Origin of the sequence: Streptomyces sp. NBC_01224, from assembly GCF_036002945.1 — a bacterium.
Classification (GTDB): domain Bacteria; phylum Actinomycetota; class Actinomycetes; order Streptomycetales; family Streptomycetaceae; genus Streptomyces.
The window spans coordinates 7,969,170-7,989,132 of record NZ_CP108529.1 but is presented as its reverse complement, the minus strand read 5'-3'; the positions used below and the strand labels follow the sequence as shown (position 1 = coordinate 7,989,132).

Below are 19,963 nucleotides of genomic sequence, written 5' to 3'. Positions count from 1 at the left end.
CATGCTGGATGGCATGAGCTCCCGGCGCATCCCCGACCCCACCCTCGTCTTCGATCTCGACGCCACACTGGTGGACAGCGAGCCGAACTATTACGAGGCGGCGCGCCGCCTTCTGGAACGGTACGGCGCGCCCGGCTTCACCTGGGAGCACCACACCCGCTTCATCGGGATCGGTGTCCGCGAGACGCTCGCGGCCCTGCGCGCCGAGTACGGGATCGAGGCGCCCGTCGACGAACTGGTGGCGGGTCAGGACGCCCTGTATCTGGAGCTGGCGCGATCGTCGACCGAGGTCTTTCCCGAGATGCGGAAGTTCGTGGAGCGGCTGTATCAGGAAGGCGTAGGGATGGCGGTGGCGTCGGGTTCGTCCCGGGCGGCGATCGAGGCCGTGCTCGCGGGCACGGGACTCGACGCGTATCTGAGCACGTATGTCTCGGCCGACGAGGTGGCGCACGGCAAGCCCGAACCGGATGTGTTCCTGGAGGCCGCCCGCCGCCTCGGCGCGGCGCCCGCCGACTGTGTCGTCGTGGAGGACGCGGCGCCCGGCGCGGCCGCAGCGCGTGCGGCGGGCATGCGCTGCATCGCGATTCCCTATGTGGCCGCGACGGCCTCCGATCCGGCGTTCACGGCGGCCGGTCTGCTCTTCGCGCGGGGGCAGGGCGAGTTCACTGCGCAGGCCGCGTACGACTGGCTGTTCCCGGGGGCAGGTCCCCGGCCCGCGCCCGTTCGGCCAGTTCCGTCTTCCTGATCTTGCCGGTGGCGGTCATCGGGAAGGCTTCGACCAGCTCGATGCCGGGGACCTTGTACGGGGCCATCGCCTCCACCGCCCATTCGTGCAGGAAAGCGGCGGTCAGCGTCGATGCGGGGACGGTGCGGACGTACGCGTGGGGCCGCTGCCCGCGTGTTCAGCTGCCGTGCTCGTCGCCAACCGTGGAGAGATCGCCGTACGGATTCTGCGTGCGGCCGCCGAGGCCGGTCTGCGTACCGTCGCGGTGTACGCCGAGGACGACGCGGGGGCGCTCCACGTCCGCCTGGCCTACGAGGCGCACCCCTTGCCCCGCACCGGGGGCACTGCCTATCCGGACGCCGATGCGGTGCTCGCGGTCGCCGGCCGGGCGCAGTGCGGGCTGCTGCATCCCGGCTACGGCCGGCGCCGCCGTGGACACCGTCTCGGCTGCTCGGCGTGTTGTCGAGGTCCGGCGGCCGGATATCCTGATCATGCCGCGCGCCCCACCCCGCCCCGATCCCGGTCGGGTCGCCGCCGTGGCAGTCGAAGCGGCCCACAATTCGAGATTGGTGCACAGGTGCTGGTAGCTGGTCGGTACCGCTTGTTGTCCCCCATAGGCCGCGGCGGCATGGGTGAGGTGTGGCGCGCCGCCGACGAAGTGCTCGGCAGGGCGGTGGCCGTGAAGCTGCTGCTCGGCGGCCACGCGGACGAATCGGCCACCGCCCGGTTCCGCCTGGAGGCGCAGACCGCGGCCCGCCTGAGCCACCCTCATCTGGTGGCCGTGTTCGACTTCGGGGCCTGGGAGGACCGCTTCTACCTCGTGATGGAGCTCGTCGAGGGCAGAAGCCTGGGCGATCTGCTCGCGGCCGAGGAGCGGCTCGGCGCCGAGCAGGTCGCCCGGATCGCGGGCCAGGCGGCCGCGGGGCTCGCCGCCGCCCATCGGCAGGGCATCGTGCACCGTGACATCAAGCCCGGAAACCTGATGCTGGACGCGGAAGGGGCCGTCAAAATCGGCGACTTCGGCATCGCCCAGTTCGTCGACGACCCTTCCGCCGCGCTGACCACCACGGGGCAGATCGTCGGCACCAGTCTCTATCTCGCCCCGGAGCGCGCCCTGGGCCGTACGGCCGGTGCGGCGTCCGACATGTACTCCCTCGGCTGTGTGATCTACCAACTCCTTCTGGGCGAGCCACCGTTCCGCTCCGACACTGCGACCGCCACGCTCTATCAGCATGTCGACACGGCCCCCGTGCCGCTCAGACAGCGGGGAGTCGACCTGTCTCCCGCCTTCGACTCCTATCTGCTGGGGCTGCTCGCGAAGCAGCCCGAGGACCGGCCCAGCGCCCAGCAGGTCGCCGACTGGTTCCAGAACGATGCGTGGCGGGGACAGCCGGAGCCCATGCCCATGTACGCCCCCGCGCCCCCTCAGGCAGCGCCCAGTGCTCCTTATGCCCCGGCACCTGCCCCCGCGTTCGGCACAGCCCCGGCATCTGCCTCCGCTCAGCAGGCCGAGGGCGTGACGACATATCGCCTGCCGCAGGCCGGCGGCCACAGACGGCGTCCGGCGGACCGGTCCGTGCCGGTCCGACGGCGCACCGGCGCCCGCGAGGCGATCAGGCGTCGGCCCAGAGTGGCCAGCGCCATTGCCGGTACGGTCGCCTTCCTCGCAGCCGTGTACCTGGGGATGAGCCTGTTCTCCCCGGATTCCGGCTCGGCCGGCACCCCGGGCACCGGTCCCACCGCATCCACCGGACCCGAAGCACCGGCCCCCGACCAGCCGGCACAGGACAGCAAGGGCGACGGGGACGACGAGCAGGACTGAGCCGCTCTCCCCTGACCGCCCCGGCCCCATGACCATACCGCCCTGCCGCGGCACCGCCCGTCAAGCAGCCGTCAGGACCGGCGGTTACGGCGTCAGCGGTTCATCAACGGACGCCGACGGGCCGGCCGGCTTCCATAACGTCGCTGCCATGCGACGACGTGACATCCGAGCCGTGCCCGGCCCGCACACCGGCCGAGCACATCCTCCGCCCGATACGACCGCCCACGACCACGGCTGGGCCGGGGACCTGCGGTTCGCGGTCCACTGCGCCGTGACGCTCCTCGGGCTGCTCCTGGCCGTCGATGCGACGGCCGGTCACCTCACCTGGCTGCGCGCTCTGCTGTGGACGGGCCTGGCCGCCCTGCTGCTCGTGGTCCTGGTGCCGCCACGTGTCCGTGCGGGTGCCGGGTGGCTGTCCTGCCGCGGCCTGGTGCGCGAACGGTTCGTGCGCACCGACCGGCTGGTATCGGTTCGCTGGTCGGACGGAGTCTCCCAGCGTCTGGTGCTCCGTGACGCGGATGGCGGCCGGGTCGAGGTCGACCCCCAGGTGTTCCTCGCCAATCCGGCGCTGTGGCACCGGCTGGACGACGACGCCCGCGGCTGTGTGAAACGCGGGACACTGCGGTGCGGGGTGACGGCGCTGCGTCAGCTGGCCGACCGTATCGACCGCCGGACCGCTCGTACGGTGTTCACGATCTCCGGCCTGGAGTAACCGCCCCGCACGCCCGGGTTGTTGTGCGATCCCACCATCGCGGCTTGACCAGACTTGCCAAGTCCCCCGGCAGCCCTCCCTGTTCATTGACGAGGCCATGACGACATGTGAGTGTTCGGTCGCTCGATCAGGGACGACGGCGACACGCGCGACGGGGCCGGCCTTCGACGGCCGCAGCAAGTGCGTCATCGTACGCCGCTGCCCGTGATCGAGGCCCCCCCGACTCAAGGAGCCTCGATGAAACGCAGACCGATGACGGCCGGGACAACCCTGGCCGTCCTCGCCGGAATGCTGGTCGTCACCAGCGGCCAGCCAGCATCTGCCGAACCGTCTCCGCCCGCCCCGACCGCGCTCTCGGCCGCGGTGTCGGCAGCCGACCGGGCCGCCGCCAGTGGTCTCGACACCCTGGCGAAGGGGCCCGACGAGCAGTACGAGCGGCAGATGGTGACCCCTTGGGTCAAGGGCATGTACTCCGTCGCATACCAGCGCACCTACCGTGGTCTGCCGGTCGTCGGCGGGGACGCCGTCGTGGTGGCCGACTCCGAGGGCCGAGTACGCGGCACCCAGTCGGCGATGTCCCGGCGGATCAACGTGCCGACCACACCGACCGTCTCCGCCAAGGCGGCCGAGACCATCTCCCGCAAGAAACTCACCACCGTGACACGGGTGGACTCGCACCGTCTGATCGTGCGCGCCACGGGCAGGACATCCCGGCTGGCCTGGGAGACGGTGCTCACCGGGCGCGGCGCCAAGTCCCCCAGCCATCTGCATGTCTTCGTCGACGCGGGCAGCGGCAAGGTGCTCGACAGCTACGACGACGTCAGGGCGGGCACCGGCAACAGCCAGTGGAACGGTCCGTCGCCGCTGTCCATCGACACCACCGCGTCGGGCGGGAGCTACTCGCTGCGCGACCCGAACCGGCCCGGCCTGAGCTGCGCCGACTACAGCACGGGCAGTGTCTTCAGCAAGTCGAGCGACTCCTGGGGCACCGGCAGCGCCTCCAGCAAGGAGACCGGTTGCGTCGATGTCATGTGGGCGGCGCAGCACGAGTGGAACATGCTGCGGGACTGGCTGGGCCGCAACGGGCACGACGGCAACGGCCGCAGTTGGCCGGTCAAGGTCGGACTGAACGACGTCAACGCCTACTGGGACGGCTCCTCGGTCTCCATCGGCCACAACAACGCCAACCAGTGGATCGGCGCGATGGACGTGGTGGGCCATGAGTTCGGCCATGGCATCGACCAGTACACGCCCGGCGGCGCCGACAACGAGTCCGGTCTCGGCGAGGCCACCGGCGACATCATGGGCGCCCTGACCGAGGCGTACACCAATGAGCCCGCCCCGTACGACGACCCGGACTACACCGTCGGCGAGAAGATCAACCTGGTCGGCAACGGGCCGATCCGGATCATGTACAACCCGTCGCAGACCGGCGACCCGAACTGCTACAGCTCCTCCATACCCAACACCGAGGAGCACGCGGCCGCCGGTCCGCTGAACCACTGGTTCTATCTGCTGGCCGAGGGCTCGAACCCGGGCGGCGGCAAGCCGTCCAGCCCGACGTGCAACAGCTCCTCGGTCACCGGTGTCGGCATCCAGAGCGCCGGCAAGGTCTTCTACGGCGGCATGCTGCTCAAGACGAGCGGAATGACCTACAAGCGCTACCGCACGACCACCCTCACCGCCGCCAAGAACCTCGATTCCAGTTGTGTTCTCTTCGGCCGGACCAAGGCCGCCTGGGATGCCATCGGCGTCCCCGCCCAGAGCGCCGACCCAACCTGTACTCCCAGCGGCAACAACGACTTCACCATGTCCCTGGACCCGGCGTCCGGCTCGGTGAAGCCCGGCAATTCGGTGACGGCCACGGTGCGGACATCGGTCAGCTCCGGGAGTGCGCAGACGGTGAACCTGACGGCGAGCGGCCTACCGAGCGGTGTCACCGCGTCGTTCAGCCCGTCGTCGGTGCAGTCCGGAGCGTCCTCGACGATGACCGTGTCCGCGTCGTCGAACACCGCGCCCGGCGCGTACACCTTCACGGTGAAGGGTGACGGCACCCAGAGCCACACCGCGCAGTACACGCTGACCGTCGGCAACGGCGGCAATCCGGGCGGCAGCGCGCCCGATATCAGTGTCGCCAATGTGCAGTCCCATCTGGCGCAGCTGAACACCATCGCCTCGCAGAACGGCGGCAACCGCCGCGCCGGCAGCGCCGGTTACACGGCCTCGGTCGCCTACGTGAAGGGCAAGCTGCAGGCGGCCGGTTACACGGTCAGCGAGCAGACCTGCACCAGCTGCACGTACCGCGGCAACAACCTGATCGCCGACTGGCCGGGCGGCCCGTCCGACCAGACCGTCATGTTCGGCGCCCACCTGGACGGCGTCGCGGCCGGCCCCGGGATCAATGACAACGGCTCGGGTTCCGCCACCCTGCTGGAGAACGCGCTCGCCCTGGCGCAGCAGAACCCGACGATGACCAAGCATGTCCGCTTCGCCTGGTGGAACGGCGAGGAACAGGGCCTGCAGGGTTCCGAATACTACGTCGGCCAGCTCACCGCCGCCCAGCGCAGCGCCATCAAGGCGTACTACAACTTCGACATGGTCGCCTCGACCAACGCGGGCTACTTCATCAACAACATCAACTCGGCCGCCTCGGCCCCGATGAAGGAGTACTGGGATTCGCTGAACCTCGCTCCGGAGGAGAACGTCGAGGGCCAGGGACGCTCCGACGACTACTCCTTCCAGCAGGGCGGCATTCCCACTTCCGGTTACGCCACGGGCGCGAGCGACACCAAGTCCTCGGCGCAGGCCGCCAAGTGGGGCGGCACGGCGGGCAGGTCCTACGACTCCTGCTACCACCAGTCCTGCGACACCACGAGCAACATCAACGCGACCGCGCTCGACCGCAGCGCCGACGGTGTCGCCCATACGGTGTGGAAGACGTCCGTCGGCACCACCGCGCCGGCCGATGACTTCTCCGTCGCGGTGCAGCCGGTCTCCGGCAACGTCCAGCCGGGCGGCTCCGTCAGCGCGAGTGTGTCGACGGCGACCACCGGTGGCTCCGCGCAGACCGTGAAGCTGACGGCCTCCGGGGCGCCGAGCGGTGTCACGGTCGCGTTCGACCCGGCCTCCGTACAGTCGGGTTCGTCGTCGGCCATGACCGTCTCCGCCGGGGCCCAGGCCGCGCCGGGTACGTACACCATCACCGTGACCGGGACCGGTTCGGCCACGCACGCCACCACGTACTCGCTCGTCGTCGGTGGGGGCGGCACCTGCCAGGCACGACAGGTCGTCGCCAACGGCGGCTTCGAGGAGGGAGTCGCGCCGTGGACCCAGACCGACGGCGTGATCAGCAACCGGACGTCGGAGAAGCCCGCGCACAGTGGCGCGTACATGGCCTGGCTCGGCGGCTGGGGATCCACTCACACCGACACCGCCTCGCAGTCACTGACCATTCCCCCGGGCTGCTCGGCGTACAAGCTTTCGTTCCATCTGCGCACCGACACAGACGAGTCGGCGGGCGACCCGACCGCGTACGACACATTCACCGTGAAGCTGGGCACCAAGACGCTCGCGACGTACTCCAACACGGACGCCGCGGGCTCCTACGTCCAGGAGACCTTCGACGTCGGCGCCTTCGCCGGTCAGACGGTCACGCTCGGGTTCACCAGCAGTGAGGACGCCTATCTGCAGACCAGCTTCGTCGTGGACGACGTGACGCTGAACGCGAGCTGATTGATCATCAGACGATCCACCGAAGGCGGGGCGTGTCCACACACGCCCCGCCCCCGGTGTCTCAGCGGACGACGGCCGCCAGCCGGCGGGTGAAGTCGTCGATCTCCGGCCGATTGCCGTGTCGGGTCGCCAACCGGCTGTGCAGACCGCGGAGTTCCTGGCCGAGCAGCGTGGATGCGGTCACCTCGGTGGTGTCCAGTACGGGTTCGGCGATGGCGATCGCGGCGAGCGGGTCCTGGGCGCAGGCATGGGCGTCGGCCATCCGAACCAGGAACAGCATCCGTGTCGAGTGCATCCCCGCAGGAAGCAGACCCAGCGCAGTGCGGGTAGCCGCGACCGCGCGCAGCGCCAGTCGACGGTCCCCGGTCGCCGCGGCGAGGTCACGCAGGGCCCCGGCGGCGCCCGACTCCACCCGCAGACGCACGGAGGCGACGGACAGCCAGGGTGCCTCCGTCTCGTCCTGCTCGCCGGCCCGGTCCATCTGTGCCCAGGCACGGTCGATATGGCCCAGGGTCTGCCGCACGTCGCCCCGCACCGCGTGCCCGCGCGCCTCGTACAGATCGCTCATGGCGCCCGCCCAGTGCCGGCCCGCGGCCGCCTGCCGGATCGCGCCGCCGTAGGCGAGGGCGGAAGGGCCGTCGCCCTCCAGCCGCGCCAGGGTGCTCATGTCGCTGAGCGCGGCCACCTCCGTTCCGACGTGACCGGCCAGGCCGGCCCAGACCAGCGACCGGTCGAGCCAGGCCATCGCTGTCGCGTACCGGCCCGACAGCAGCCGCAGACAGCCGGCCGACTGTGCGTACTCGGCTGCAAGTGGGGCGAGTTGGCGTTGGTACGGCGCTGCGGGCAGGGCCATCCAGCGGAGCATCGCGTGCAGGGTGCGCTCGACCACGACGGTCGCTCCCGGCCAGGCACGCTCCTCGTCGGCCCGCTGACAGACGGCGAGCAGCGCCGTCAGGGCGTGCACGGTGTCGATGTCCAGCGGCGGACACGAGGCAGTGGCCGGGCCCAGGGCGCAGAAGGCCGAATGCAGGGCGATGACGTCGGCGAGTACGGGAACGGTGCAGCCGTCGCGGCCGTGCACCGGACACACCAGCCCGTAGGTGGGCAGGCTCATGGGCAGGACGGTGTCCGGCGGCAGCATCGAGAGCAGGGCGCCACCTGCGGGCTCGCCGGGCAGGGGGCCCGTCCGTGCGGTGGTCGCGGCCGGACGTCCGCCCCCGCTCCCCTCGCCCGTACCCCCCGGCCTTTCGGCCTCCGCCGCCTCGCAGGCGTCGAGCAGGTCACCGCCGGCCGTCAGCAGATCGTCCAGCCTGCGGGCGAGCGGCAGCGGCGTCTTCCGGGTGCCGTGCTCCAACTTGCTGATGGCGGTGTGGTCATAGCCGACGCGGGCACCCACCTGGACCTGGGTGAGCCCGGCGCGCCTGCGCCACTGACGTAACCGGCTCCCGAAGGCTCTCCACGCCTCTGCGGTACGGACATCCGGCGAAGGGCGCACGCCCTCGGTCACCCGGAACCCCGCGGAGCCCCGCCGGATCTCCCACCCGTGCCACGCTCATGGCTCATAGCCGGGAGGATAGCGAGCGCGTGTGCGTGGTGTCCCCGGTGCCGCGGGAAGATGGCGCCTTCCCGCGCCTTCCCGCGCCTTCCCGGCGTCGGCCCCGGCCCCGGTATCGCTGGCGGTGTCATCTCTGTGGTTCCGGGGTGGGGGCCGATGGCGGCAGGAAGCTGCGGCATTCGTCGTCGGTCAGCCGTCTGAAGACCCGGGAGCGAGCCCGTCCGAGCAGGACGTCGAGATCGATGGCCGGATCCCGCAGCCCCCCGGATCCGCGCCGTGCGGCGTGGGAGGCCGTGGCCAGGTACGAGCCGCCCGGGCGTCGGTCCGGCGCGTTGACGTGATCTCGGCCGCCACGCGAAGCGCCCCTGCCGGCACCCTGCTGGGTTACGTAACACTCTTTCTCAGTCGGCCAGTTGGGACGGACAGAGCTGCATAAAGGGGCAACCCGCCGGGCATATGACCCGTGACTGACAGGAGGTGGTGGCAATGGGCCGCATCAAGATCGTCCGACGTCCGCAGCTGCCGTCGCGGCCGCCGCCACTCGATCTGCGAACCCCGTCCGGCCGCCCGCTGCCGTACTGAGCACGCCCCCGCCGCAACCGACGCCCCGGCCGCCCTGCCCATGGGAACCCCTGGGGCGACCATCTGCGTGATGATGGACAGGGAGCCGTCGCAGCAAGCGGCAGGAGCCGGGACCCGGTGCGTCGGCCGACTCGGAAGGGGCGGCGGCCATGCGCGCATCCGGGACGAAGAAGTCGGCTGCGGCGTCGGCGGCCATGCTGGCTCTGCTCATCGCGGCAGCGGCGGGCTGCCAGGGCGGCGGGGAAGCAGCTCCCTCTGCGAGCAGCACTGTTCCGTCCACGTCGTCCCCCGGACCGCGCGCCCACGTCCTCGCAGTGAAGATCGACAACGTCGGTCCTGCCCGGCCGCAGACCGGGCTCGACAAGGCCGACATCATCTACGTGGAGCAGGTGGAAGCCGGTCTCAGCCGCATCCTTGCCGCCTATTCGTCCGAACTGCCTCCCGTCGTCGGTCCGGTACGCAGTGCCCGGGAGACGGACCTGGAGCTGCTGCGTCAGTTCGACCGGCCGACACTCGCCTTCTCCGGGGCCCAGGCCAAGCTCCTGCCGGCCATTGAGGCGGCACCGCTGAACCCGCTGCCTCCCACGAAGGATCCGAACGCGTACTTCCGCGGCAGCGACCGAGCGGCACCGCACAATCTCTACCTGCGGCCCGGGAAGACACCGCACGCCATCACCGGGGTGAACGCGGCCGAGGACATCGGGCTGCGCTTCGCGGCCCCGCCGCCGGGCGGCAGGCCCCTCGCCGGACACACGGTCCGGTATCAGGCGGCACGCTTCACCTTCACCTGGTCCGCCGACCGGCACCGGTGGCTGGTGGACATGGACGGCGCACCGGCCCGTACGGCCGACGGCGCCCGGCTCGGCGCGGCCGATGTGGTGGTGCAGTACGTGGCCGTGCGCCCCTCGCTCTATCGGGACCGGTGGGGCAGCACATCTCCGTACACCGAGACCGTTGGCTCCGGCTCCGCCCTCGTTCTGCGCGACGGCAAACGGTTCGACGTCGGATGGTCTCGGCGCACGGCCGAGTCCGGGACCTCCTTCACCACCCGGGACGGCAGGCAGATGACCTTCGCTCCGGGCCAGGTCTGGATCGTCTTCGCGCCGAAGTGACGCGAGCGGCGTCGGCGTGATCGCCGCGGGCTGAGGAAGTTGAGGAAAACCGCAGGGTGGCGGGTACGGAGAACATCACCCGGTTCGACGGCAATCCCCGTACCGGCGCCGGTCGGCACTTCCTAGCGTTGCCGGTGAGGCGCGACGGACTTCTCGCGCCTCTCCACCACCGGCCAGGAGTCAGTTCATGGATCTCGTCACTCTGGGACTCCCCCAGGAACCCGCGGGCGGTGTCGCAGGCTGGGCAGCCGATCTCGTCGACACCATGGGGGGTCCGGGAGCCGGTCTCGCCATCGCCCTGGAGAATCTCTTTCCGCCGCTGCCCAGCGAAGTCATTCTCCCGCTGACCGGGTTCGCGGCGGGACAGGGCGTCATCGGCCTGGCCTCCGCGCTCTTCTGGACCACGCTCGGTTCGGTGGTGGGCGCGGTGGTTCTGTACTGGATCGGAATGCTCTTCGGCCGCGACCGGATGCATGCGATCTGGGCGAGGCTTCCGCTGGTCAGGAGTTCCGATCTGGAGCGTACGGAGCGGTGGTTCGCCAAGCACGGCACCAAGGCCGTCCTCCTCGGGCGCATGGTGCCGATCTTCCGGAGTCTCATCTCCGTGCCGGCCGGCGTGGAGCGCATGTCGCTGCCGCTGTTCGTGACCCTGACCGCTGTGGGCAGCCTGCTGTGGAACTCGGTGCTGGTGATGGCCGGGTACTGGCTCGGCGACCGGTGGGATCTGGTGGAGACCTATGTCGGGGTCCTCTCCAAGGCCGTTCTCGTCCTGGTCCTGGCGGCCGTCATCGTGTACGTGAGCCTGCGAGTGCGCTCTCGTCCCCGTCCCCGTGAGCGGGCGCAGCACCGTCGTTCGTCGTGAGCTTCGAGCCGCTGTCCCGCGCTCTCCCGGTCTCCCCCGCCCGCCAAGGACGATCTTGCCGTGACGGTGCCGCGCGACTAGCCTCGGCATCCGTGCAGGGGGACTCCACAGACAGTGCGACCAGTCATCTTCCGGGGCCACTCGGCCCGAGGCGCGATGAAGGGGGCACCTCGGTGGCGCACACCTCCCCCTGGCCCCGCAGAGTCACGGGCGCCCTGATCGGCTGCTGCACCGCCCTGCTGGGCCTGCTGTACTTCGCCGTGCCGGGCGCTGTGTTGGGCCCGTTCATTCTGTGGCCCCGTACGCGTCGGCGCGCCCTGGCCGTGCTGAGTGCCGGGGCCCGTCGGCTCACGGAGCTGGAGCGGATCCGTCGCAGCGTCTTCTTCGGCGACGTGTTCCCCACGCACCGCGCGTCCGACCGGAAAGTCCTTCGCTACCTTGCCACCCGCACCTATGCGGGGGTGCTGTCCGGATTCGTGGTTGCACTGCTGGGGTTCGGGGTCGTCCTGGCCGGGCTGCTGGCGGCCGGGGTGGCACGCGCCACCACGAGCTGGCAGCAACTGCTGACCCAAGGGGTCCTCGGCGGTGTCCTCCTCTTCCTCGACCTCCAGGGGCTCTTCTCGCTGGACGCCCTCGACGCACGGCTGGCACGAGAACACTTCGGCCTGTCCGAACGGGAGTTGCTGGAGCGGCGCATCGCGGAACTGGCCGCCAGCCGTGCCGGGGTGCTCCGGGCGGTCGACGTGGAGCGCAAGCGCATCGAACGCGATCTGCACGACGGCGTGCAGCAGCGGCTCGTCGCACTCGCCATGCTGCTGGGCCGGGCCCGCCGCAACCGGACACCCGAGCAGGCCGATCTGCTGCTCCAGCAGGCGCACAAGGAGTCCCAGGAGGTCCTCACCGAGCTGCGGGAGGTGGCCTGGCGCGTCTATCCGTCGGCGCTCGACAACCTCGGGCTGGAGGAGGCACTCGGCGGGGTGGCCCAGCGCTGCAGCATTCCCCTGCACATGGAGTTCGACCTGGCGCTGCCGTTGCCCCGGCCCGTGGAGACGGCCGCCTACTTCGTGGTGTCGGAGGCCGTGACCAACGCGGCCAAGCACTCCCGCGCGACCCACATCTCCGTCAGCGTCAAGGGCGACGGGAGCAAAGTGTCCGTATGCGTCCGGGACAACGGCACCGGCGGAGCCGATCCCATGGGCAGCGGACTGACCGGACTGCGCAGCCGGGTGGACGCACTCGACGGCCTGCTGTACATCGACAGCCCTCCCGGGGGCCCCACCACCATCATCGCGGAGCTGCTGTGCGCGTAATGCTTGCCGAGGACTCGACCCTGCTGAGGGAGGGCCTGGTCCGCCTGCTCGCCGAGGAGGGACATGAAGTCCTCGCCGCGGTGAGTGACGGGACGGCCCTCGTCCGGGCGGTCGAGGCGGACCCGCCGGACCTCGTCGTCGTCGACATCCGGATGCCTCCCACCCACACCGATGAAGGGCTGCGGGCCGCGCTGGAGATCCGCGAGCGCTGGCCCCTGGTCGGTGTGCTGGTGCTCTCCCAGCATGTGGAGCGCAATTACGCGGTGCGGCTGCTGTCCGCAAACGCCGAGCGGGTCGGCTATCTACTCAAGGACCGGGTCGCGCAGGTCGACGAGTTCCTGGACTCGCTGGAGCGGATTCACGCGGGCGGCGCGTCCATCGACGCGGAAGTCGTACGGCAGTTGGTGGTCCGGACCACGCACAGCGACCCGTTGGCCAGGCTGACGCCCCGCGAGCGCAGCGTCCTGCAGGAGCTGGCGCAGGGCCGCACCAACGCGGCCATCGCCCAACACCTGCACATCTCGCTCAGTTCGGTCGAGAAGAACCTCAACTCCGTCTTCGACAAGCTCGATCTGGCGCGGACCACGGGATACAGCAGACGAGTGCTGGCGGTCCTGCGCTACTTGGAGTCGTAGACACCGGCGCGCCTGTCTCTTCAGGCTCAGGTGGCATCACGCGGCCGTCGCCCGCCCGGACGACGACAGCTTCCATGATCGAAGTTCCTCAACAGTGGTTGGCGCTGCATCAGGCGGATGCCGGACATCCGGGCCGGGTTCCGCACCGGCCCTCCTTGATCGATGATGATGCACAGGGCTGCCGTCCACGGTGCGGCACCGCCTGTCCCAGGAACAGGAAGGGGTTCCCCATGCGGGAAACGACGCCGGACCATTCCCCGTCGGACGATCGGTCCGTCCACGGCTCGGACGAGGAAGCTCAGGTGATCGTGGTGGGGGCGGGGCCGGCGGGCTCGGCCGCGGCCTTCCACCTCGCCAGGGCGGGCGTCGATGTCCTGCTCCTGGAGAAGTCCCACTTTCCCCGGGAGAAGGTGTGCGGGGACGGTTTGACGCCACGAGCGGTGCACCAGCTCATCAGGATGGGCGTCGACATCAAGGCTCCGGGGTGGACGCGTTCACGCGGGATGCGATGGGTGGCCGGGGACCATCAGGTGCACATCGACTGGCCCGCGCTCGGGCGCTACCCGGATTTCGGGCTCTCGCGCAGCCGGCACGACTTCGATGACATCCTGGCCCGGCACGCCGTCGCCGCCGGAGCCCGGCTGCGCAGCGGCGTGAAGGTGACCCAGCCCCTGACCGACCGCGCCGGCCGTATCACCGGTGTCACCGCCACGGCCTCGGCCTCGGCGAAGGAGCCATTGGCCTTCCACGCACCGATCGTCATCGCCGCCGACGGCGCCTCCGCCCGCCTCGCTCTCGCCATGGGCCTGGAGCGGGACAGGAGCAGGCAGATCGCGACGGCCGCCCGCCGCTACTACCGAAGTCCGGAGCGTTCCCAGGAGGAGTACCTGGAGCTGTGGGCCGACCTCCGCTTCCCGGGAAGCGATCACTACCTGCCCGGATACGGCTGGATCTTCCCCATGGGCGACGGCCGCGTCAATGTCGGTCTCGGTGCGCTGCCCCACCGACGGCACGGAAAGGCGGACCTGCGCGCCACGTTGGACGAGTGGCTGGCGCGGACCCCGCACGCTTGGGGACTGCGCGAGGAGAACGCGCAGGGCCCTGTCCGGAGCGCGGCCCTTCCGCTGGGCTTCAACCGTCACCCCCTCTACACCCGCGGGCTCCTCCTCGTCGGCGACTCCGGAGGCATGATCAGCCCCTGGAACGGCGAAGGCATCGGCCAGGCCATGGAAGCCGGCGAAGTCGCGGCCGAGACCGCCGCGCTCGCCCTCGCACTCCCTCGGGGGCCCCGGCGGGAGCAGGTACTGCGGGGCTACCCCGTGGAGATGAACCGCCGCTGGGGGTGCTACTACCGTCTCGGGAACACGGCCGCCGACCTCGTCTTCAGCCGTTCGGGTTTCCAGCCGGTCCTCAACCGTTACGTCATGGGGTCGCCGTTTCTGCTCAACACCCTGGCCCGGCTGCTGACCAACCTCACGGACAAGCCCTCGCACGACCTGATCGACCATCTGCTCAACGGCGTCGTGCGTCTCGTCCCGCAACCGAAGGTGCGACGCAGGCGCTGAACCGCGAGTCCCGGCCCGGGGCACGAACAGCACACCGGGGAAAAGTCTGCCGGCTGACCCCGGAGCGCTGCGTCCCGTACTACTTCGTCGATCGTGGCCCCGTACGCCGCGTCCGGTGACGGAGCCCTGAGCGAGCCCCCGTCGTATCGTCCACGGGCCGGTGGCCGTGCCCCCGCCCGAGCCGGCCGAGCGCGGGCGGCGCGGGGGCTCGGCCAGGTCCTGTCACGCGGCGGACGGCGGTTCGACGACAGGATCCAGTACATCTAGGACCGGCGGCGAGGCTTTCCTCGTTTGCCGCCCTTGGCGCCGCCGGAACCGCTCCGCACGCTCTTCCCGGCCGCCTTGCCGGCTGCGGGCTTCCGCCGTGCACCGCCAGTTTCGGGGCGCTTGCCCTTCGGCTGCGCCGGGGTCTTGGGGCGGCCCCGTGAACTGTTGACGGTCCGCCCTCGGACGATCCCGATGAAGTCCTCCACCAGGTCTGTCGTCTCGTCCTCCAGCCACGACAGTGCGACGCGCGACTCGGGGGCGTCCGACACCGGCCGGTACGTGAGGTCCTTGCGGTGGTGCAGGCGGGCGAGCGACTGCGGGACGACCAGAAGGCCCACGCCGGCCGCCACGAGCTCGATCGCGTCCGCCGTAGTGGCGGGCCGCTCGATCGCGGGCCGTCCGGGCCGGTGCTCCCATTCGAGGGTGTCGTCGAGTGGATGCAGCACGATGTCGTCGGCGAGATCCTCGGCGGAGACCTCGTCGACCGCTGCCACGGCGTGGTCCTTCGGGATCACGACCACCGTCGTCTCGGTGTAGAGGGGGATCGCGCTGAGGCCCGTCCGGTCGATGGGCAGCCGCACGAGACCCGCGTCGGCATCGCCGCCCCGCAGCACGTCGGATGCCTCGGCGGCCGACACCCCGATGAGGGTCAGCGGGACGTCGGGCAGCCGCTCGTTCCAGATCCGCACCCACTTGGTGGGCGTCACCCCCGGGACGTACGCGAGCCGGAACGAAGGGGTTTCTTCCGAGCTTGTCACTCAGCCAGGTTACCGGCCCTGGTCAGAGGTAGCGCACATGCTCGATACCCTTGGCACCATGACGTCGCACAAGACCACCCAGACAATGAAGCCCGCAACCGCGGCAAAGAAGCTGGGTGTGTACCTCGAGGCCACCCCCGCCGAGTTCCAGGACGGTGTCGTCTCGCGCACCGAGCTGAACGCACTGCAGTCCGATCCGCCCGAGTGGCTGCAGGAGCTGCGACGCAACGGCCCGCACCCCCGGCCGGTGGTCGCGGCCAAGCTGGGCATCTCCATCTCGGGTCTCGCCCGTGGCGGAATCACGGACGCCCTCACCACGGAGCAGATCGAGGCGCTGAAGAAGGACAGCCCCGACTGGCTCCAGCAGGAACGCGCCACCCAGGCCGAGGTCCGGAAGGAAGCGGTTCGCGTCAAGGAGAAGAACGCAGCGCGCGCCGATCAGTCCCACGGTCCGCGTTCCTGACCTTTGTCCCTCGACCCTCCCCCCGGCGTGACGGCCCGGCGTCGGCTCGCGCCTCGTTCGACGGTGTTGCGCCGGCGACGGACGTGGGATCGATCCCGCTCTGAACGGAGCGCGATCGCTTCACTCGTTCGGAAGCGGGTTTGGGAGAATGATCGGTATGACAGGGTCTGAAGCTTTCGAGCCGGAGTCGGAGCGCGTCACTCGGCAGCTGCGGGACGACATTCTTGATGGTGTTCGACAGCCGGGCAGCAAGCTCGTCGAACGCGAACTCGCCGCAGAGCTCGGGGTGAGCAGACTGCCCATCCGCGATGCGCTCAAGGTGCTCGTGACCGAGGGCCTGGTCGCTCCCCGGCCGCGGACGTGGGCGGTCGTCCGGGAGTTCACGTCCACGGACATCGCGGATCTCAACGAGATTCGTACGCCCCTTGAGCTGCTCACCTTCCGGCTCGCTGCTCAGCGGCGTACGCGACCGGGCCTCGAAAAGCTTCGTTCGGACCTCGACGCCGAGCTGGAGGCCGCTCGTACGGGAGATGCCGTGCGGGCTCGACGGGCCGCCGCCGACTTCCACCAGACTGTGACCTCGTTGGCCGGCAATGAGCTGCTCAGTGAGCTGGAGCGGACGCTTCGAAGCAGGATGCGATGGCTGCTGGCGCAGCATGACGACCTCATGGCAGTCGCGAACGAGCACGAGGCCCTGTACGCCGCGATCGCGGAGCGGGACGTTCACCGAGTCGAAGAACTGGTCGTGAGGCCCCTGGCGAGCAGCCGTAGCGCCGCCGCTGCACGTCGGAGGCGGTCTCAGAGTTCCTGACGGAATGCGGCCTCGGCGCGACCCATGATCGGCGTAGCCGGTCTTGAGCCGCATCACAGCTCGAAGTCATTCGGGATACCATTTTCTTCATGACCCGAGTGACACTGGCGAACGTCCGCCCTTGGGGTGCGGCACCCGTGGACGTCGTGATGTCCGGCGCCGAGATCCTCGCCGTCGTGCCCGCCGGGACCGCGAGCGATGACGGTGAACACCACGATGGCGGCGGCCTCCTCGCCCTTCCCGGCTTCATCAATGCGCACGCCCACGTCGACAAGAGCTGGTGGGGCCAGCCGTGGGTTTCCTATGGCGGAGAGGCCACGACTCAGGGGCGCATCGCCCACGAGCGCGCCATGCGTGACGGACTCGGTATCCCGAATGCGGCCTCGACCACCGCGGTGCTGGGCGAGTTTCTCCGGCACGGCACGACAGCGGTGCGCAGCCATGTGGATGTCGACCTCGGCGTCGGGCTGCGAGGGATCGAGGCCGTCCGCGAGGCGGTGGACGCTCTCGACGGCGCGATCGAGGTGGAGATCGTCGCATTCCCGCAGGACGGTGTGATGCGCCGTCCCGGTGTGCTGGAACTGCTCGATCAGGCAGCCGGCGCGGGGGCGACCAGTATCGGCGGTATCGACCCGGCTTCGATCGACCGTGATCCCGTGGCGCAGCTGGACGGTCTGTTCGACATCGCGCAGCGCCGTGGCGTCGGTCTTGATATCCATCTGCACGACGGCGGGGAGCTCGGCGCGTTCCAGTTCGAGCTCATCATCGACCGCACCCGGCGTACGGGCTTGCGCGACAGGGTGACGATTTCGCACGGCTTCGCCCTCGGGGAGCTCTCGGTGAGCCGACAGCAGGACCTGCTCGACGGCTGCGAGGAGGCCGGCATCGCGTGGGCAACCGTGGCCCCGCCCCGTACCGCGCCGCTTCCCTGGCGCGGGATGCGTGACCGCGGCATCCCGGTCGGTCTCGGCACCGACGGAATCCGCGACCTGTGGTCCCCGTACGGTGACGGCGACATGCTGCGCATCGCGCTCGGCTTCGCGCGGCTGCACGGACTGCGCACCGATGAGGAGCTCGCGTACGCGGTGGAGCTGTCCTCCACCCGCGCGGCCGGCTTTGTCCACCGCCGCGTCCACGACATCGTCGCGGGAGCACGCGCGGACATCGTTCTGGTGGACGCAGAGAACGTCCAGGACGCCCTCGTCCGCTCTCCGCGGCGCCAACTCGTGGTCGCGGGTGGGCGCGTGGTTGTCCGGGACGGTGAGCTTCAGGTCTGATGCCGGCCGGCGAGTGCGCCACGGCCGGAAACTCAAGGCCGTCGGCTTCACCCCGGCCCAGGTCGTGCGGGCCTACGTGGGCCAGGCACTGATCCCGGCCGCCGTCGGCACGGCCCTCGGTGTCCTCGCCGGCCACCTGCTCGCCGTCCCCGTACTGGCCGAGACCGAGGAGGTCTACGGCACCTCGTCCCTGACCATCGCCCCCTGGGTCGACCTGGCGGTGATCGCCGGGGTGCTCTGCCTGGTGGCGGCGACCGCGTGGGCTAGCGCCTGGCGGGCCGGCCGGCTGCGTACGGCTTACTCGGCCGGCGAAGCAGCCGTCCTGGGCACGGGTGCCCGCAGTGTTCGCCTCGGCCTTCCGTGCCCGAGTACTGACCGCAGCCCGCCGCCCGCTGACGGGCGAGGGGAGTTACGAGGCGCCGGGCGCCGTGATGACGCGTTCGGCGGCGGCGCGGGCCGCGCGCACCGACGCGGTGATGGTGTGGATCAGGGCAGCACGGTGGTCGTGCAGATAGAAGTGGCCGCCGGGGTAGAGGTGGACGCCCTGGAGATACGGGGAGTGGTCGGCCCAGCCCTTGAGCCTCCTGGGCTCCACGACAAGATCCTGGTCACCGCCGAAGACGGTGAAAGGCAGCGGCGGCGAGCCGGTGGCGGGGTCGCGCGCCCACGTGTCGACAACTTTGAAATCGCTGCGGAACACGGGCTCGAACAACTGCCACAGCTCGTCGTTGTCGAGCAGCTCGGCAGGGGTACCGCCGATCGACCGCAGCCAGTCCCGCAGTTCGGCGTCGGAGCTCTCGTGCCGCCCTGGGCGGCGCCGGTACTCCGCGCCCCTGGGCGGACCGAAGGCTGAGAGCCCGAGCCAGACCGGCATCGGCCCGCCCTGCGCGGCGAGCCTCAGGGTCAGTTCGTACGCGGCCAGGCCGCCCATGCTGTGCCCGAAGAAGGCGAACGGCCGGTCGAACAGCGGCAGCAACTCCTGATGGAAGTGGTCGACCAGATCTTCGACGCGGTCGACGGCGGGCTGATCGCGCCGGTGCGCACGCCCGGGGGCGTTGAGCAGACACAGCTCCCAGTCCGGCGGGAACTCCGGTACCCAGTCCCGGTAAAGCAGATGCGAGCCACCGGCGTGGTGGAAGAGGAAGAGGCGCAGGGACGGGTCGGCAACCGGGCTCGGGCAGACGGCGGATCCACGGAACACGGCGGTATGTGTCATGTCTCGCCCCTTCCCGTGGCGGCACGGGGGCCGGGGCCGGTCAGGACCTGCTGTGCCCGGCACGGCTCGACTGATTCCAGCAACTGCACTCCCATCGTGGCAATCCTTGTCGCACAGCGCGCCGCATGACGTCGCGGGGCGATTGTCGCATCGTCCTCGGACATCGCAGCCGACTTCCGTGGCGACATCGGCTGGGGTCTTCCGTTTGGACCAGGCCGGATCAGGGATCGGGGTCCGGTGCTGTGGATCGCAAGGCGGAGGAGCAAGGCAGAAGGGGCCTCCCCCGCTCGAGCGCAACCGAGAGCTTGGGGGAAGGAGCCCTGCCGACCGACGACAGCGCGGTGAGTCGCAGTGCCGGACCCCGCGAGCCCGGCGTGATCCAAACGAAACGCCCTATGTGACGGCGGGATGGTGGCCGGCCCACGGACCGACGGCCGGGGAGGACGCCCTCGACCTCGAACGCCACTGACACGCATGGGCCCGCGCCGTGCGCATGAGGAGCAGCCCAGGCGGCGCAGGGCCCGGATTTCCCACCTGGGGTGGGAAATCCGGGCCCTGCG

15 protein-coding genes and 2 pseudogenes are annotated in these 19,963 nt (G+C 70.3%); 14 read left to right on the top strand and 3 right to left on the bottom strand.

Annotated elements, in window-relative coordinates:
• Nucleotides 1-13: 13 nt before the first annotated feature.
• The 5 genes and pseudogenes from OG609_RS36230 to OG609_RS36205 all read left to right on the top strand — a co-directional run bounded on the left by OG609_RS36230 (nt 14) and on the right by OG609_RS36205 (nt 6,990).
• A complete protein-coding gene (locus OG609_RS36230; RefSeq protein WP_327276693.1) occupies nt 14-745 on the top strand; it encodes an HAD family hydrolase in 732 nt (243 codons plus the stop codon).
• 85 nt (nt 746-830) lie between these two features.
• Nucleotides 831-1,085, top strand: a pseudogene (locus tag OG609_RS46365) (biotin carboxylase N-terminal domain-containing protein); the annotation flags it as partial.
• A gap of 267 nt (nt 1,086-1,352) precedes the next feature.
• Nucleotides 1,353-2,546, top strand: a complete 1,194-nt coding sequence (locus OG609_RS36215) for a serine/threonine-protein kinase (RefSeq protein ID WP_327278300.1) — start codon at nt 1,353-1,355, stop codon at nt 2,544-2,546.
• A 148-nt stretch (nt 2,547-2,694) separates the two neighbouring features.
• Nucleotides 2,695-3,258, top strand: coding sequence for a hypothetical protein (locus OG609_RS36210; protein ID WP_327276691.1), 564 nt, complete (start codon nt 2,695-2,697; stop codon nt 3,256-3,258).
• 252 nt (nt 3,259-3,510) lie between these two features.
• On the top strand, nt 3,511-6,990 hold the full coding sequence (locus OG609_RS36205; protein WP_327278299.1) for a M28 family peptidase: 3,480 nt from the start codon (nt 3,511-3,513) through the stop codon (nt 6,988-6,990).
• A gap of 61 nt (nt 6,991-7,051) precedes the next feature.
• On the opposite strand, the gene OG609_RS36200 is transcribed toward OG609_RS36205, so the two are convergent.
• On the bottom strand, nt 7,052-8,485 hold the full coding sequence (locus OG609_RS36200) for a helix-turn-helix domain-containing protein (protein WP_327276690.1): 1,434 nt from the start codon (nt 8,483-8,485) through the stop codon (nt 7,052-7,054).
• A 791-nt stretch (nt 8,486-9,276) separates the two neighbouring features.
• Here OG609_RS36200 and OG609_RS36195 point away from each other — a divergent pair.
• The 5 genes from OG609_RS36195 to OG609_RS36175 all read left to right on the top strand — a co-directional run bounded on the left by OG609_RS36195 (nt 9,277) and on the right by OG609_RS36175 (nt 14,611).
• Complete coding sequence (locus OG609_RS36195) at nt 9,277-10,239, top strand: DUF3048 domain-containing protein (protein WP_327276689.1); 963 nt, start codon at nt 9,277-9,279, stop codon at nt 10,237-10,239.
• Nucleotides 10,240-10,426: 187 nt separating this feature from the next.
• Entirely contained in the window at nt 10,427-11,101 is a 675-nt protein-coding gene (locus tag OG609_RS36190) for a DedA family protein (protein WP_327276688.1), read from the top strand.
• Between the two features lie 173 nt (nt 11,102-11,274).
• Nucleotides 11,275-12,411, top strand: a complete 1,137-nt coding sequence (locus tag OG609_RS36185) for a sensor histidine kinase (RefSeq protein WP_327276687.1) — start codon at nt 11,275-11,277, stop codon at nt 12,409-12,411.
• Nucleotides 12,411-13,046: a response regulator transcription factor gene (locus OG609_RS36180; RefSeq protein ID WP_327278298.1), complete on the top strand. Its 636-nt coding sequence runs from the start codon at nt 12,411-12,413 to the stop codon at nt 13,044-13,046. Before OG609_RS36185 ends, OG609_RS36180 begins: the two co-directional genes overlap by 1 nt.
• A gap of 230 nt (nt 13,047-13,276) precedes the next feature.
• Complete coding sequence (locus OG609_RS36175; RefSeq protein WP_327276686.1) at nt 13,277-14,611, top strand: geranylgeranyl reductase family protein; 1,335 nt, start codon at nt 13,277-13,279, stop codon at nt 14,609-14,611.
• Nucleotides 14,612-14,874: 263 nt separating this feature from the next.
• Here OG609_RS36175 and OG609_RS36170 read toward each other — a convergent pair whose 3' ends face one another.
• Nucleotides 14,875-15,636 carry a LysR family substrate-binding domain-containing protein gene (locus OG609_RS36170; protein WP_327276685.1) on the bottom strand — a complete coding sequence of 254 codons (762 nt, stop codon included), beginning with the start codon at nt 15,634-15,636 and terminating at the stop codon, nt 14,875-14,877.
• A gap of 58 nt (nt 15,637-15,694) precedes the next feature.
• On the opposite strand from OG609_RS36170, the gene OG609_RS36165 reads away from it, so the two are divergent.
• The 4 genes and pseudogenes from OG609_RS36165 to OG609_RS36150 form a co-directional block, all read left to right on the top strand.
• Entirely contained in the window at nt 15,695-16,099 is a 405-nt protein-coding gene (locus OG609_RS36165) for a DUF5997 family protein (protein ID WP_327276684.1), read from the top strand.
• 157 nt (nt 16,100-16,256) lie between these two features.
• Nucleotides 16,257-16,910, top strand: a complete 654-nt coding sequence (locus OG609_RS36160) for a GntR family transcriptional regulator (protein WP_327276683.1) — start codon at nt 16,257-16,259, stop codon at nt 16,908-16,910.
• An 89-nt stretch (nt 16,911-16,999) separates the two neighbouring features.
• Entirely contained in the window at nt 17,000-18,187 is a 1,188-nt protein-coding gene (locus OG609_RS36155; protein ID WP_327276682.1) for an amidohydrolase, read from the top strand.
• A pseudogene (locus OG609_RS36150) lies at nt 18,147-18,461 on the top strand (FtsX-like permease family protein); the annotation flags it as partial. The gene OG609_RS36155 and the pseudogene OG609_RS36150, both read left to right, overlap by 41 nt.
• Nucleotides 18,462-18,596: 135 nt before the next feature.
• On the opposite strand, the gene OG609_RS36145 reads toward OG609_RS36150, so the two are convergent.
• Nucleotides 18,597-19,403: a thioesterase II family protein gene (locus OG609_RS36145; protein ID WP_327276681.1), complete on the bottom strand. Its 807-nt coding sequence runs from the start codon at nt 19,401-19,403 to the stop codon at nt 18,597-18,599.
• Nucleotides 19,404-19,963: the final 560 nt, after the last annotated feature.

Bases quoted from the DNA above. Each gene is read 5' to 3' on its own strand.
- OG609_RS36230 (WP_327276693.1), top strand. From the start codon at position 14: ATGAGCTCCCGGCGCATCCCCGACCCCACCCTCGTCTTCGATCTCGAC.
- OG609_RS36215 (WP_327278300.1), top strand. From the start codon at position 1,353: ATGGGTGAGGTGTGGCGCGCCGCCGACGAAGTGCTCGGCAGGGCGGTG.
- OG609_RS36210 (WP_327276691.1), top strand. From the start codon at position 2,695: ATGCGACGACGTGACATCCGAGCCGTGCCCGGCCCGCACACCGGCCGA.
- OG609_RS36205 (WP_327278299.1), top strand. From the start codon at position 3,511: ATGACGGCCGGGACAACCCTGGCCGTCCTCGCCGGAATGCTGGTCGTC.
- OG609_RS36195 (WP_327276689.1), top strand. From the start codon at position 9,277: ATGCGCGCATCCGGGACGAAGAAGTCGGCTGCGGCGTCGGCGGCCATG.
- OG609_RS36190 (WP_327276688.1), top strand. From the start codon at position 10,427: ATGGATCTCGTCACTCTGGGACTCCCCCAGGAACCCGCGGGCGGTGTC.
- OG609_RS36180 (WP_327278298.1), top strand. From the start codon at position 12,411: ATGCTTGCCGAGGACTCGACCCTGCTGAGGGAGGGCCTGGTCCGCCTG.
- OG609_RS36175 (WP_327276686.1), top strand. From the start codon at position 13,277: ATGCGGGAAACGACGCCGGACCATTCCCCGTCGGACGATCGGTCCGTC.
- OG609_RS36165 (WP_327276684.1), top strand. From the start codon at position 15,695: ATGACGTCGCACAAGACCACCCAGACAATGAAGCCCGCAACCGCGGCA.
- OG609_RS36160 (WP_327276683.1), top strand. From the start codon at position 16,257: ATGACAGGGTCTGAAGCTTTCGAGCCGGAGTCGGAGCGCGTCACTCGG.
- OG609_RS36155 (WP_327276682.1), top strand. From the start codon at position 17,000: ATGACCCGAGTGACACTGGCGAACGTCCGCCCTTGGGGTGCGGCACCC.
- OG609_RS36145 (WP_327276681.1), bottom strand. From the start codon at position 19,403: ATGACACATACCGCCGTGTTCCGTGGATCCGCCGTCTGCCCGAGCCCG.